This window comes from Polaribacter sp. Q13 (assembly GCF_016858305.2).
Taxonomy (GTDB): Bacteria; Bacteroidota; Bacteroidia; order Flavobacteriales; family Flavobacteriaceae; genus Polaribacter.
Window position 1 is genome coordinate 2,576,245 of record NZ_CP074436.1, and the last position, 14,787, is coordinate 2,591,031.

At 30.9% G+C, this 14,787-nt stretch carries 9 protein-coding genes; 3 read left to right on the forward strand and 6 right to left on the reverse strand.

The window, feature by feature from the left end:
- Positions 1 to 334 precede the first annotated feature (334 nt).
- The 3 genes from JOP69_RS10745 to clcA all read left to right on the forward strand — a co-directional run bounded on the left by JOP69_RS10745 (position 335) and on the right by clcA (position 5,576).
- Positions 335 to 2,683, forward strand: coding sequence for a TonB-dependent receptor (locus JOP69_RS10745; protein ID WP_203392595.1), 2,349 nt, complete (start codon positions 335 to 337; stop codon positions 2,681 to 2,683).
- A gap of 356 nt (positions 2,684 to 3,039) precedes the next feature.
- Positions 3,040 to 3,903 carry an RNA polymerase sigma factor RpoD/SigA gene (locus JOP69_RS10750; RefSeq protein ID WP_203392596.1) on the forward strand — a complete coding sequence of 288 codons (864 nt, stop codon included), beginning with the start codon at positions 3,040 to 3,042 and terminating at the stop codon, positions 3,901 to 3,903.
- A 335-nt stretch (positions 3,904 to 4,238) separates the two neighbouring features.
- Positions 4,239 to 5,576: a H(+)/Cl(-) exchange transporter ClcA gene (gene clcA, locus JOP69_RS10755; RefSeq protein WP_203392597.1), complete on the forward strand. Its 1,338-nt coding sequence runs from the start codon at positions 4,239 to 4,241 to the stop codon at positions 5,574 to 5,576.
- A 155-nt stretch (positions 5,577 to 5,731) separates the two neighbouring features.
- Here clcA and JOP69_RS10760 read toward each other — a convergent pair whose 3' ends face one another.
- The 6 genes from JOP69_RS10760 to ruvB all read right to left on the reverse strand — a co-directional run bounded on the left by JOP69_RS10760 (position 5,732) and on the right by ruvB (position 14,689).
- Positions 5,732 to 7,702: a DUF3857 domain-containing protein gene (locus JOP69_RS10760; RefSeq protein WP_203392598.1), complete on the reverse strand. Its 1,971-nt coding sequence runs from the start codon at positions 7,700 to 7,702 to the stop codon at positions 5,732 to 5,734.
- Between the two features lie 154 nt (positions 7,703 to 7,856).
- Positions 7,857 to 9,782, reverse strand: a complete 1,926-nt coding sequence (locus JOP69_RS10765; protein WP_252191109.1) for a transglutaminase-like domain-containing protein — start codon at positions 9,780 to 9,782, stop codon at positions 7,857 to 7,859.
- Between the two features lie 95 nt (positions 9,783 to 9,877).
- Positions 9,878 to 10,243 carry a rhodanese-like domain-containing protein gene (locus JOP69_RS10770; RefSeq protein WP_203392599.1) on the reverse strand — a complete coding sequence of 122 codons (366 nt, stop codon included), beginning with the start codon at positions 10,241 to 10,243 and terminating at the stop codon, positions 9,878 to 9,880.
- Between the two features lie 5 nt (positions 10,244 to 10,248).
- Positions 10,249 to 11,655: a rhodanese-like domain-containing protein gene (locus tag JOP69_RS10775; RefSeq protein WP_203392600.1), complete on the reverse strand. Its 1,407-nt coding sequence runs from the start codon at positions 11,653 to 11,655 to the stop codon at positions 10,249 to 10,251.
- Between the two features lie 82 nt (positions 11,656 to 11,737).
- Positions 11,738 to 13,465 carry a SulP family inorganic anion transporter gene (locus tag JOP69_RS10780; protein WP_203392601.1) on the reverse strand — a complete coding sequence of 576 codons (1,728 nt, stop codon included), beginning with the start codon at positions 13,463 to 13,465 and terminating at the stop codon, positions 11,738 to 11,740.
- A 201-nt stretch (positions 13,466 to 13,666) separates the two neighbouring features.
- Positions 13,667 to 14,689: a Holliday junction branch migration DNA helicase RuvB gene (gene ruvB, locus JOP69_RS10785; protein WP_203392602.1), complete on the reverse strand. Its 1,023-nt coding sequence runs from the start codon at positions 14,687 to 14,689 to the stop codon at positions 13,667 to 13,669.
- Between the last annotated feature and the right edge of the window lie 98 nt (positions 14,690 to 14,787).

Sequence of the window (14,787 nt, forward strand, 5' to 3'; positions counted from 1 at the left end):
AAAAAACTGAGGTAATTTTGCAGCGTTCTCATAAAGGGGTGCTTTTTAGTTGGCAGTTTCAGTTATCAGTTTTCAGTCTCAACAGACTTTTTATACTTTTAACGATATAAACTTTCAACTTTTTAAGGCTGAGATCATACCCAATGAACCTAGAACAGATAATGCTGTTTAGGGAGGCGATAATCGCCATTTTGCATAACATATCATTATGTAGCGTAAAACAATTTAACTGAAAATTATTTTGTTCTTATTTTACATAAATGGTAAACACTAATTATTCAACATAAATCACAAGAATAATTACCTCTTTTTATTCGTTTTAAATTATTTTAAAATGAAAAAAATCACATTTTTTTTATTCTTGTTTGCAGGTATATTTGCAAACGCCCAGTCGCTTACTTTAAAAGGAAAAGTAGTAGACGAAAACAATGAATCTTTGCCTGGAGCTACTGTTTTGGTGAAAGAAAACAACAAAGGGACTTCTACCTATTTTGATGGAAAGTTTAGTTTAAACTTAGCAAAAGGAACTTATACAATTCAGGTTTCGTTTATTGGTTACAATACGGTTTCTAAAGAAATTTCTTTAGACAAAAACAATGAAATTGAGTTTACTTTAACACCAAATGCTACGGTATTAGAAGAAGTATTGGTTTCTGCTGTTCGTGTAAATGCTGATGTGCCAGTAACATTTTCTAATCTTTCTAAAAAGGAAATTGCAACCCGTAATTTAGGTCAGGATATTCCTATTCTGCTTAATTATATGCCTTCTGTGGTTTCATCATCAGATGCTGGTGCAGGTGTTGGTTATACATACATGAGCGTGCGTGGTTCTAACGGAGAAAGAATTAATGTTACCGTAAACGGAATCCCGTATAATGATGCTGAAAGTCATGGTTCTTTTTGGGTGAATTTAGGAGATTTTGCTTCTTCTACAGAAAATTTACAATTGCAACGTGGTGTTGGAACATCAACCAATGGTTCTGGTGCTTTTGGTGCGAGTTTAAATATTTTAACAGATGCTGTTTCTGAGGAAGCTGGTGGAGAAATATCCAACTCTTTTGGTTCTTACGGAACTAGAAAGCATACGGTAAAATTTACAACGGGTAAAATTAACGACCACATAGAAATTGCAGGTCGCTTGTCTAATATTTATTCTGATGGTTATGTAGATAGAGCAAGCTCTGATATAAAATCGTACTATTTACAAGGTAGTTATACCGATGAGAACACATTGATAAAAGCAGTTACTTTTGGTGGAAAAGAACTTACGTACCAAGCTTGGGAAGGTTTAACGGCAGATCAACTAAAGGAAGACAGAAGACAGAATCCTTATACGTATGACAATGAAGTAGATGATTATGACCAAAACCATTACCAATTACATTGGAATGAAAAATTAAACGAAAACTGGTCTACTAATTTAGCGTTGAACTACACAAAAGGTGCTGGATTTTTTGAGCAATATAAAACGGAAGAAGATGCTGCTGATTTTGGAAATTTAATTGTAGATGGTTCTGATGTGATTGTAAGACGTTGGTTAGAGAACGATTTTTATGTTGTAAATTTTAATACGAATTACAAAACTGATAAACTGAATTTAATTTCTGGAATTTCGTATTCTAATTATTCTGGAGATCATTTTGGTGAGGTTATTTGGGGAGAAGATTTAGCAGAAAATGTAAACATTAGAGATCAATATTATTTTTCTGATGCTAAGAAAACAGATTTTTCAATCTTTGCAAAAGCAACTTTTGATATTAATGAAAAATTATCTGGTTATGCAGATGTTCAAGGTCGTTTTGTGAATTATAAAACAGGCGGAATTACCTCTGACATTGTGCCAATTGATGTAGATGCAAATTTTAATTTCTTTAACCCGAAGGTTGGTTTAACCTATAAAATTAACAACGATAATAATTTATATACTTCTTTTGCTGTTGCAAACAGAGAGCCAAACAGAAATGATTTTGAAGCTGGCGTTACCACACACGAAACTTTAAATGATTTAGAATTTGGTTGGAGGTTTAAGTCGGAGAACTTTAAATTAAACTCCAACATTTATTATATGAATTATAAAAACCAGTTGGTATTAACTGGTGCTTTAGATGATGTTGGCGCGCCTGTAAGAGCAACTTCTGGAGACAGTTATCGTTTAGGTTTAGAAATTGATGCAGATATTAGGGTTTCAGATCAGTTTTCTATAAAACCGAATGTAGCTTTTAGCTCTAATAAAAACAGAGACTTTTTTATAACAAGAGATGGAAACCCAACTCCGCAAGCATTAGGAAACACCGATTTGTCTTTTTCTCCGGATATTATTGCAGGAAACATGTTTATTTTTAAACCAATAGACAATTTACAGTTCTCTTTCTTATCTAAATTTGTTGGCAAACAATATATGAGTAATTTTGGAAGTGCTATTTCTGATAACGATGTTTTAAACGATTATTTTACGTCTGATTTTAATATTGTGTATCAAATAACACCAAACAAAGTTTTTAAATCGATTGTATTTTCTGCTTTGGTAAATAATATTTTTAATACCGAATATGTAGACAGAGGTTATTATTATACGTATGATGATGATTGGTCTGACCCAAACCAAATTACTACGGTAGATGGCGCAGGTTATTATCCGCAAGCAACTAGAAATTTCTTAGTTGGCGTTACCTTAAAGTTTTAATCGCAGGGCGATAACCAAGGATTTATTCTCTTATCCATATATCGAGGTTTTTGATTAAAACCATCATTTTTTAATAATTTTTGATTAAAATTGATCAAAAAACAAACAAAACGAGCATTTTCTTTGGAAAATAGCTCGTTTTGTTGTATATTAAAATCTTATGAAAAATACTTCTCTTTTCAAAACAAAAAATACAAGAAATTATTCAATTGATACACATCGATTAAGCTACTTTATTCTTCCTGCTTTCTAGTTTTTTTTCTTTCAGATTACCACTTTCCAATACTATTAAAAGAATACTGTTCTTTTAATAGCTTAGTACTTTCATTTAAATTTTAAAAACCCCAAATAAACATATGAGACAACTTAAAATTGTAAAACAAGTAACCAATCGTGACGCCAAATCTTTAGAAAAATATTTTCAAGAAATTAGTAAAATTGGGCTTATTACTGCTGATGAAGAAGTAGAGCTAGCTTTGAAAATAAAAAAAGGAGACAACAGAGCACTAGACAAACTTGTAAAAGCAAATTTAAGATTTGTAGTTTCTGTTGCAAAACAATACCAAGGTCAGGGTTTAAAGCTATCAGACTTAATCAATGAAGGGAATTTAGGACTTGTAAAAGCAGCAAAACGTTTTGATGAAACAAGAGGTTTTAAATTTATTTCTTACGCCGTTTGGTGGATTCGTCAATCTATAATGTCTGCTTTGGCAGAACAATCTCGTATTGTACGTTTGCCTTTAAATAAAATTGGCAGCATTAATAAAATACGAAAAATATACGCTCGTTTAGAACAAGACGAACAACGCATGCCTACCAATAAAGAAATTGCAAAACAGTTAGATATGACGGAAACTGAAGTAGCACAGTCTTTAAAAAATTCTGGAAAACACGTTTCTATGGATGCTCCATTTAAAGAGGGTGAAGATTCTAATCTATACAACCTAATGCAATCGGATGATTCGCCAAGACCAGACAAAAACTTAATGACGCAATCTTTATCGATTGAAATAAATAGGGCTTTAGACACGCTTTCTACCAAAGAAGCAAAAGTGATAAAAATGTTTTATGGTATTAATTTACCTGGTCCTTGTAGCTTAACTGAAATTGGTGAAATATTTGACTTATCTAGAGAAAGAGTCCGCCAAGTAAAACAAAAAGCTATTAGACGCTTACAACATCAATCTAAAACTCATCTTTTAAAAACATATTTAGGATAAACCGTTTGTTTATTTAATAAAATTACCTTTTAAAATCTCAAGCTTTGCTTGGGATTTTTTACTTTATAAAACCCCTTAAGTTATCCTTTATGCAATAACTACTTTAATTTCCTAATTTCTATTTTATGCTCATCCCTTTAAATCATTCATAAAACAAACAAAAGTAAATCCGTAAAAAAAGAGTTGTAATTCCATTTTTTAGTAATTTTACTACAAATAAAATTTATACTTGAAATATTTGGTTCAACGATTTCTACTTTTAAAATAATAAGTGGCATCTTACTTTTTAAGTGACGTTTATAACACTTCAATCAAAAAAAATAATTAATTAATTTATGATACCGTTTAATACTTCTCATAATATACATCTACGATCTACTGATGAGAATACAAAAAATTTTAAGCTGTTATTTTATGCTTTGTTAATTGGAACTCTTGTAGGCCTTATTGCTGGTTTGTTTAGGCTTAGTCTAAGTTACATTGAAAGCTTTAGAGAAAGCTTATTTAAAAATGTAGAAACGAGCAATCTACTAAGTTGGGTATGGCCTATTTTATTTGCTGTTACAGGAATTAGCATCGCTTTATTTTTGGTTAGAAGATTTGCTCCAGAAGCCTCAGGAAGTGGTGTACAAGAAATAGAAGGTGCTTTAGATGGCTTGCGCCCAATGCGTTGGAAAAGGGTAATTCCAATAAAATTTATCGCCTCCTTGTTTTCTTTAGGAAGTGGATTATTGTTAGGGAGAGAAGGCCCAACAATTCAATTAGGCGCTAATATTGGTAAAATGGTTAAAGATACTTTTGGCGAAACCAATATTGAAAATAATCCGTTAATTTCTGCCGGAGCTGCGGCAGGACTTGCTAGTGCTTTTAACGCTCCTTTTGCGGGTATTATTTTTGTTATAGAAGAAATGCATGGCCATTTTAAATTTAACTTTTATTCTGTAGCCGCCATTATGATTGGTGCTGGTTCAGCCGATTTTATAGTACGTGTTTTAGTAGAATCTAAACCCATTATACAAATGATGGTGTTCCCTAGTCCTAATATTTATAGTTTATGGTTATTTATTATTTTAGGTTTGGTCTGTAGTATTATTGGTTTAATTTACAACAAAGTACTTATTCTATCTTTAAATTTTTTTCAATTTTCAAATAAATTACCCATCCTTTATACAGGAGTTTTTGTGGGATCTATTATCGGTATTATCGGTATTTTCTCTCCAGATATGATTGGTGGTGGATATGAAACCATCACAAAAGTATTAGACAATTCGTTTACCTTATTATTTTTAGTATTTTTATTTACAGTAAGACTACTCTTATCTTTTTTTAGTTATAGTGCAGGTGTGCCTGGAGGTATCTTCTTACCCATGTTAACACTAGGTGTAATATTAGGCGTGCTGTTTGGTATTAGTATGCAACAATTATTTCCTGATTTAATTTCTCATCCTGGGGTATTTGCCATTGCAGGAATGGCTGGTATTTTTTCGGCAACCGTTAGAGCTCCTCTAACAGGCCTAGCTCTAGCCATAGAAATGACATCTAACTATGAGTTAATATTACCTTTAATAATCACTACAGTTACCGCATCTGTATTTACAATGTTACTAGGAAACAAACCTATTTATACAACCTTGTTAAAACGTACTTTAGCAAATACAAAGCAACAATCGTAAGCAATACAAAGGTGTTTATTCTTATTTTTTTAATTGAAAATCTAACTAAATTTAAAAGACACCCATAGAGAATTAAAACGACTTCATATTAGTAACAAAATTATGAGATATAAAAATATTACAAAAAATAACCTTTTTTAAATCTTATAAATCTATTATTCGGCCTCTAATAACAATACTATTTTATTAAAGTCTGCAGCACTATTAATTACAGTTCTGTACTCTTCGTACATAGAAACTTCAATAATATTTTCTTTGTAATATTCGTTGGCAGCTACTGTTAAAGTGTTTCCTTTTAATTGATAAGAAGATTTAAAAAAGAACAATTCTTTTCCGTCTTTTACATACGAGTTGTTAATATTAATATCGTCTAAATTGGTGATTTTATATCCTTTAGGAATATGAAGTGTTAAGCTTCTTTGATAACCTCTATGAAATTGCCCTTCTAAAGGCAAAACTCTTTCTTTTTCTTGATACAACTCTATTTGTTGTCCAATTAAATCACCCAACTTAAATAAATACTTTCTTCCTGCTTTTTCTACAAAACCTTCCGTAGTAAAATCTACTTTAATTTGTAAAGGTTTTACGCCAAACAGTTCTGCATCTGCGTTTATTAACTCTCTATTTAGTACTTCAAACTCGTACGTCATGCTTTCTACAAAACTATCTACCAAATCATTTCTAGCATCTTCACCCTGAATTAAATGCATAAAAGGCTGTATGTTCATTGCGTAATATCCGCTGAAAGCTCTGTCTAAATGAACGGTGTTTTCGGTTAAGTTTTCTTTATTAAAATCGATCGTTACATTCATAATATCTAAAACCTTTTCTACTTTTACAGGTTCTATATATGCAATTCTTCCTGTAACAGTTTTCTGATCTCCAACAACCCCTTCCTTTAAAAATAGTCCGTAATTATCTGTTACATAAGGCAACGGAAAACCATATCTTGTTCCGGATGCATTTGGAGATAAATATTTTTTAGACGCAGGAAAATACAGTAAAAATTCGGTTAAAAAATTAGTTGCTTCAAACTCAGGATCAAACTTTGTTTCATTTCTATCGGTTGTAAGTACTAATTCATGTGTTATATTTAAAGTTCTTAAAACAGCAATGTATAGTTTTATAACTCCGGTTTCATTAGCAACTTGTGTCTTTAAAATAAGGTCTAAATCTTCTAAGTCTTCGTTATAAGTATCTTGAGAGTATACGGTTGATTTTATATAAAAATCTAATTTTCTTATAATACTTTCTTCATCTGCATTCTTAGGCAACGCTAATTCTTTTATAAAAATGTTTAATAAACCCTTTGTTTTCTCTGAATATTCTGGATAATAAGACGTGTATAAATTCTTAGCTATATTGCTATAAGAAATAATATCAACATCCATATTATCGATATTTTTACCTATTTTATAAACAATAAAACCTCTTGAAGCGTTATAAGGTGCTTGGTATTCATTTTCTAATTTTTGAACCTTATCAACATGTAATTTATAGTGATTTTTTTCTGCACTTAGAGTGTCTCTTTGTACATTTGGTAAATTATTATAGCTCTTAAATTTAAACAATAAATTACTTGGAGAAAACAAATCGAACTCTACTTTATCTTTATTGTAAGCATCTTGAATATAGAATTTTTTACCCGTATAACTTGGGCGTCTTTTTACCACATACATATACTCTATAAAACTTCCTTTTGTAATTCCTTCTAAAGCGAAATATTTGTAAGTATTACCTGTTTCTTCATCTTCTGCCGTTAGTATTTTAGATTGATCTAAGTCAATTAATTTCCCATCCGGAGTAATTACCCTTGCTTTGTTTACTTGCAATTCTGCCTCCGATGAAAATGGCAAATAGATTTTGTTATATTCTTCGATTGCATCATCAGAATTTAGCCATAAAACTTTGTGTTCTAAATAGAATTCTACCAAATCTTCACCTTGAAAATAAAACTCCGTTACTGTTTTTTCTTTAACAGCAATCATATCTTCTGTGTTTCCTTCGTCTATTTTATAATTAGGAGTTGCTTCCCAATCATAACTTTTAAAGTAAGGTGCTTCCTGCGCTACTGCTATCTGAACAATAAATAATAAGGCTATTAATAAGTTTATTTTAATCTTCATAATTCTTTTTTTCGGTTTTAACATCACCTCTTAATTGTCTCCCATAATTTATTTATGGGGCAGAAAATAAGAAGTACTTATCTGAGATTCTAAAATAAATTCAGAATGACAAAACGTGATTTTACTGAAACTTAGTTACCAATCAGGTTTCGTTTTATTCTTTTTTTAAAACTACAATTTCTTTATAATTGCTTTCAATTTTTTTAATCTCTTTATTTACTTCTTTTTGTTGTTCTGTTGATAACACTAAGAAGTTTAATTCAATTTCTAGCTTATAAATTACTTCATTTTCTTTTACTTGATAGCTAATTTCACAAGTTAATAAATCATTAGAAACTTTTACGGCTTCAGGCACATAATCGATACTATAACCTTTCGGAATTTCTAATTTAGTCCTATAGCTATAATATCTTTTATAATCATATTCTATAGGGTTTTTACGCTTTTTATCTGTCTTATAGAATGAGATTTCTTTATTTAAATTTAGGTTGATGTAAATTTCATTTCCCAAATTTTTGGCATAATTTTTAATTTCAAAATCATAATTCACTATAAAATCATCGTCGTAATTATATTTATTGGTTTCTTTAAAATTGCTGATTAAAAAGGTATTGTTTCCTTTTTGAAACACAGTGTTATAGAATGTTTTTAATTTAGCTTCTGAATTCCCGGTTTCTAAACTATTAAAAATATCAATTTTTGGATACCCAGAAAGTGTTGTTTTTGAAGAACCAATAACCCTGCCGTTTTCAATTTTTATATTGGTTACATCTATAATAGCATTTTCTTTAGCAGCTACAATTGGCACTTTTTTAATCTTAAAAGCTGTTCCATAACCAACCAATGCTTCTTTTCCTTGAATAAAAGACGTTGGCATTCCAAATTTTATATATCGACCTGTTGCATCTAAATAATACGTTTTTCCGTTGTTCTCATAAGAAAGAATCATGTGATTATCTACCACTGGCGTCGGAACCTCTTTGTAGGTATAGGGAATACTTCTTGTACCAATCCATGTTAAGTTTCCTTTTACACCTGCAATTGCTAACATGCTGTATAAAATACTAGAATTGTCTTTGCAATCGCCATATTTCTTTCTAAAAACTTCATTCGATTCTCTTGGTATAAAACCTCCCAAAGCATACTCAAAAGCAATATATTTTATGTTTTGTTGTGTCCAATAATAAATGGCTTTTACCTTTTCTAAATCTGTTTTTTTATTTGCAGTAATTTTAGTAACCAAGTCTACCAAATCTTGACTTGGAGCTTCCGTATTTACATTTTTTACCAAAGAATAATACCAGTTGTATAAATCGGAAACTTCGCCTAATAACTTTATAATTCCATTATTGGTTTTATAAGAAGTAATAATAGGCACAATGTGTGGTAAAATGGTTTTATAACTTGGTGTATCTGCCTCATACTCATATGCTGCTTGGTTGTTTAGCGCCCAAGTATAAACGAACTGTTTTCCTTTTTTTTCTTTAGTAAATTTTATTTCATCATCAGAAATATTAAATTTTTTAAATTCTAAATGCACGTTTGCATCCGCAATAATGGTAACTTTATTTTGTTTGACAGGAAAATAATCACCAAAGTAAAAAGGTATTAAAAAACGAGGATTTTTAATTTTCTGAGCATATTTTAAGGTAGATTTAGACCCTTTTTCTAAATTAGAATACACATAATTTAACAACTTTGAATCATCATGAAAAGACTGATTTAATTCATCCTTCTCTGTAAACTTTTCTACTTTATTTTCTACATATTCATTATTTTCATAAGAAAAAGAAGAAGCTTCTATTTTAGTTAACTCAAAAAATGTAGAGAAATTTAAAGTGTTTTTAGAATTATAGTTTGCAGCATCGGTTAAATACAAATCTTGTTCTGTAAATTCTTGATTAATTTGTAAACTATCATTTACAACTGCTATCGTAATAGTAGTTTCTTGCTGTAAACGAACTCTTGCTGCTTCTGGATACAGTTTACTATATCTTAAAAAATCAGCAGAATACTGAGCATTTAAACTTGATACTAAAAATAAAAAGAGTGTTATTAAAGCTAATTTATAAATTTTCAATCGTGTTTGTTTTTATAAAACTAAAGTACAAAAAAAGAGAGAACAAAACCCTTCTTTTAAGACTCTTGTTCTCTCTATTATATGTATTTATATTCCTAATTTTCCTTTCTCCATTGGTTATATCCACCTAAAACATTTACTACTTTAAACCCCTTTTCTTTAAGTATTTTAGATGCTTTAGCACTTCTTCTACCACTTCTACAATAAATGTAAACAGGTTTATTTTTATCTAAAGAACCAGAAGCTTTTGTAAGAAAATCAGCATCAAATAAATTCACAAATTTTGCTGTTTCTATAAAACCACGTTTTACTTCTTTAGGTGTTCTAACATCTAATAATTGAATATTTTCTTTTTCTATTAATCCCTTTAATTCTTTGGTAGAAATAGACTTAAGGTCTTCTTGTGTGCTACAATTAAAAAAAAAGAAACTTAAAAACAATAATGGAACTATTTTTTTCATTTATACTATTTTAAAGTTGATGGACAAACTGCTGCAGTTCTTTCAATATTAGAATTTCGTATGGCAGCATAACCACCTTTAACATCTATTACATTATGAATACCTCTAGCTTTTAAAATAGATGCAGCAATTACAGAACGATAACCACCACCACAATACACATAAAAATCGCCCTCTTTAGGAAACTCAGAAATATGGTTGTTTAAGAAATCTAACGGGGTACTTTTTGCAACTACAACATGTTCACTTGCATGTTCACCTGGTTTTCTAACATCAAAAACAGGTACATTTTCTTTTATTTTTTCCTCTAAAACAGCTACAGAAACAGATGTTAAAGTATCTATTTCTTTCCCCGCTTTTTTCCAAGCATCAAAACTACCTTCTAAATATCCTAAAACATTATCAAACCCAACTCTAGACAAACGTATTATTGTTCCTTCTTCTTCGCCTTCTGGCGTTACCAATAAAATAGGTTGTTTAATATCTTTTATCAATGCACCAACCCAAGGTGCAAAAGTACCGCCTAAACCAATAAAAATAGATTGCGGTATAAACCCTTTTACAAATTCTGATTCATGACGAACATCTAAAATTAATGCGCCAGTTTCATTTGCATGAATTATAAACGCTTCTACAGACAATGGTTTTGCACTATTTTCTATAACTGTATCTATATTTTGATATCCTTCTTTATTCAATTTTACATTTAACGGAAAATATGCTGGCGGAGGCAATAAACCATCTGTAACTTCTTTTACAAACTCGTCTTTGGTCATATCTGCTCTTAAGGCATAATTGGTTTCTTTTTGATTGCCAATAGTACCCACAGTATCTGAACTTAAATTTTTACCACAGGCAGAACCTGCTCCGTGTGCAGGGTACACTATAACATCATCTGCCAATGTCATTACTTTATTACGTAAACTATCAAATAAAAAACCTGCTAAATCTTTTTCTGTGATGTCTCCTTTTTGTGCTAAATCTGGGCGACCAACATCTCCCAAAAACAACGTATCTCCACTAAAAAGTGCGTGGTCTTTTCCGTTTTCATCTTTTAACAAATAACATGCACTTTCCAAGGTATGACCAGGAGTGTGTAAAACAGTAATGGTAATATCACCTACTTTAAAAATCTGATTATCTTCTGCTATAATAGCGTCAAAATTTGTTTTTGCCGTTGGCCCAAATACTATTTGAGCACCCGTTTTTTCTGCCAGCGTAACATGTCCGCTCACAAAATCTGCATGAAAATGCGTTTCGAAAATATATTTAATTTTTGCATTATTTTTAGCTGCGCTATCTATATAATCTTGTACTTCTCTTAACGGATCTATAATAGCAACTTCGCCATTACTTTCTATGTAATAAGCTCCTTGAGCTAAACAACCTGTATAAATTTGTTCTATGATCATTTTTATTTACTTTTTTAATACCTACAAGGTTTTTAAAACCTTGTAGGATGTTTAGGTTCTTTTTAAACCCTATTAAAATATATTATTTATATGCTTGATGTATGTATTTGGCATATTTTTCTTGATGTTCTCTATCTCCTGTTTTGTAAAACTTTACGGCTTCATTGGCCCGCATAAAAAAATTATTAATTCCTATAATTTGTAGAATACCACTTCTAAATAAATCGTCTCGTACAGGACCCTTAACACCTGCAAAATAGAACATTATATCTTTTTTCTGATAAAATTTAATTCGTTCTTTTAACATTTCTACACCAGTACTATCTACTCTGTTAATGCTCTCTGCATCTATTACTATCAACTTTAATGCCTTTCCTTTTTTTGCAGCCATTTCATCTAAATTATCTCTAAAATAATTTGAGTTGGCATAAAATATTTGAGCATCAAACCTAAAAATTAAAATATCTTCGTCTATAATTACTTCATCAAAACGATTTTTATTTCTGTAAAAATTAGAATTTGGCACTTTACCCAATTCTGTTACATAAGGTCTAGATGTTTTAAAGATTAGTACAATTAAAGACAACCCTACTCCAACAATAATACCAAATTCAATCCCTAATAATAACGTACCAATAAAGGTAGCTAACATCAACCAAAAATCTAAATGATTTGCTTTCCATAAAAAAGCAGCTTCTTTAATATTTACCAAATTAAAAACGGCTACTATAATAATGGCTGCCAATACTGTTTTTGGCAAATGATAAAATAAAGGTGTTAAAAATAACAACGTTAAGATAACCATTACAACTGATATTAAAGCAGCCATACCTGTTCTTGCCCCACTTTCTTGATTAATTGCAGAACGTGAAAAACTAGAAGTAGTTGGGTATGCCTTAAAAAAAGACCCTACCATATTGCCTAATCCTAAAGCTATTAATTCTTGATTGGGTCTTATTCTGTATTCGTCTTGTTTTGCTTCTAAAGATTTACCAATAGAAATGGTTTCTAAATACCCTACCATTACCAAGGTAAATGCTATAGGTAAAAGCTCTCTAATTAAATCGATATCAAACTCCGGAATTCCAAATGTTGGCAACCCAGAAGGGATATCTTTTACTATGGAAACCTCACTATAAGATTTTCCGAAATATTTTAGTATTACAATGCCAAGAATAACCACAATTAATGCACTTGGTATTTTTTTATTGATTTTTCTGAAAATCATAATTATTACCACAGAAACCAATCCAATTACAGTTGTGGGATGATTAAACTCAATTATACGACTCCAAATATCGGCTGCAACATATTGTAATTGATCACTTTGAACAAAGTCTACTCCAAACAAATTTCGAAATTGATTGAAACCAATAATTAACGCTACCGCGGATGTAAAACCAGTAATAACGGGTTTTGATAGAAAGTTTACAATAAAACCCAAACTAAAAATCCCCATAATAAATTGAATTGCTCCAACCATTAACGCTAATAAAATAGCGATTGAAATATAACTCTCCGATCCTGCCAAAGCCAAGGTAGATACTCCTGTGGCCACAATTAAAGAATCCATAGCTACAGGACCAATTGAAACCTGTCTAGACGAACCAAAAATAGCATACATAACTTGCGGAACTAAGGCACAATACAAACCATAAATAGGTGGTAAACCTGCAATTAAAGCATACGCAATTCCTTGTGGAATTAAAATAATACCAACCGTTATACCCGCTAACAAATCTCCTTTAAAAAGAGACTTGTTATAGTTTGGCAACCATTCTAAAATTGGTATGATTTTTTTTATATTCATTAGCTCATCCTAACCTTCCCAAAGGGAAGGAATTCCTACTCTTATGTTTTCGTTCCTTGTTTCACGAGTTTCGTATATCTTGTCTTCTATTTCTAAATAATCAACAACCTCAATTCAAGGACACAAGTATGCTTTCGATACAAATATTTTTCATTTCGAGGCAAGCCTCTAGGAATTAAACCCTTCGCTATCTCCCTGCGATTAAAACAATTCTCCTTGACTTTTTCCTTTTACTCTTCCTAAATGTTTGTACGCTAATTCTGTAACTTCTCTTCCTCTTGGAGTCCTCATAATAAAACCTTGCTGAATTAAAAAAGGTTCGTACACTTCTTCAATAGTTTCTGTATTCTCTGAAACAGCCGTTGCAATGGTGCTTAAACCAACAGGGCCTCCTTTAAATTTATCAATAATGGTCATCAAAATTTTATTATCCATTTCATCTAAACCATGGGCATCTACATTTAATGCTTTTAAGGCATATTTTGCAATTTCTATGGTAATGCTTCCGTCTCCTTTTATTTGTGCAAAATCTCTAACTCTTCTTAATAAAGCATTAGCTATTCTTGGTGTTCCCCTACTTCTACCTGCTATTTCTATGGCAGATTCCATAGAAATAGGAACTCCTAAAATAAAAGCACTTCTTTGTATAATTGTGGTTAATAACTCTGTTTTGTAATAATGTAATCTACTACTTATTCCAAAACGAGCTCTCATTGGGGCTGTTAACAAACCAGATCTGGTTGTAGCTCCAATTAAAGTAAAAGGTTCTAGATTTATTTGAACGGTTCTGGCATTTGGGCCAGATTCTATCATAATATCAATTTTATAATCTTCCATTGCAGAGTATAAATACTCTTCTACAATAGGGCTTAATCTATGAATTTCATCAATAAACAACACATCACGTTCATCTAGATTTGTTAGTAAACCTGCCAAGTCTCCGGGTTTGTCTAAAACAGGACCAGAAGTAACTTTTATACCCACTTCTAACTCGTTGGCTAAAATATGCGCTAATGTAGTTTTCCCTAAACCTGGAGGGCCATGAAACAAGGTGTGATCTAAAGCTTCTCCTCGTTGATTTGCTGCTTCAACAAATATTTTTAGGTTATCTATAGCTTGATCCTGTCCTGTAAAATCATCAAAAGAAAGCGGACGTAATTTTTTTTCTACGTCTAAATCTTCGTTTGACAAATTGTCGTTTTCAGGGTTTAAGTTTTCATTCATAACTACAAAGATAATTGAATTTTAATTACAGTTTTGTATGTTTTGTTACATAACAAAAAAAGCCTTTCCAAACAGGAAAGGCTTTTAATTTATCTTTT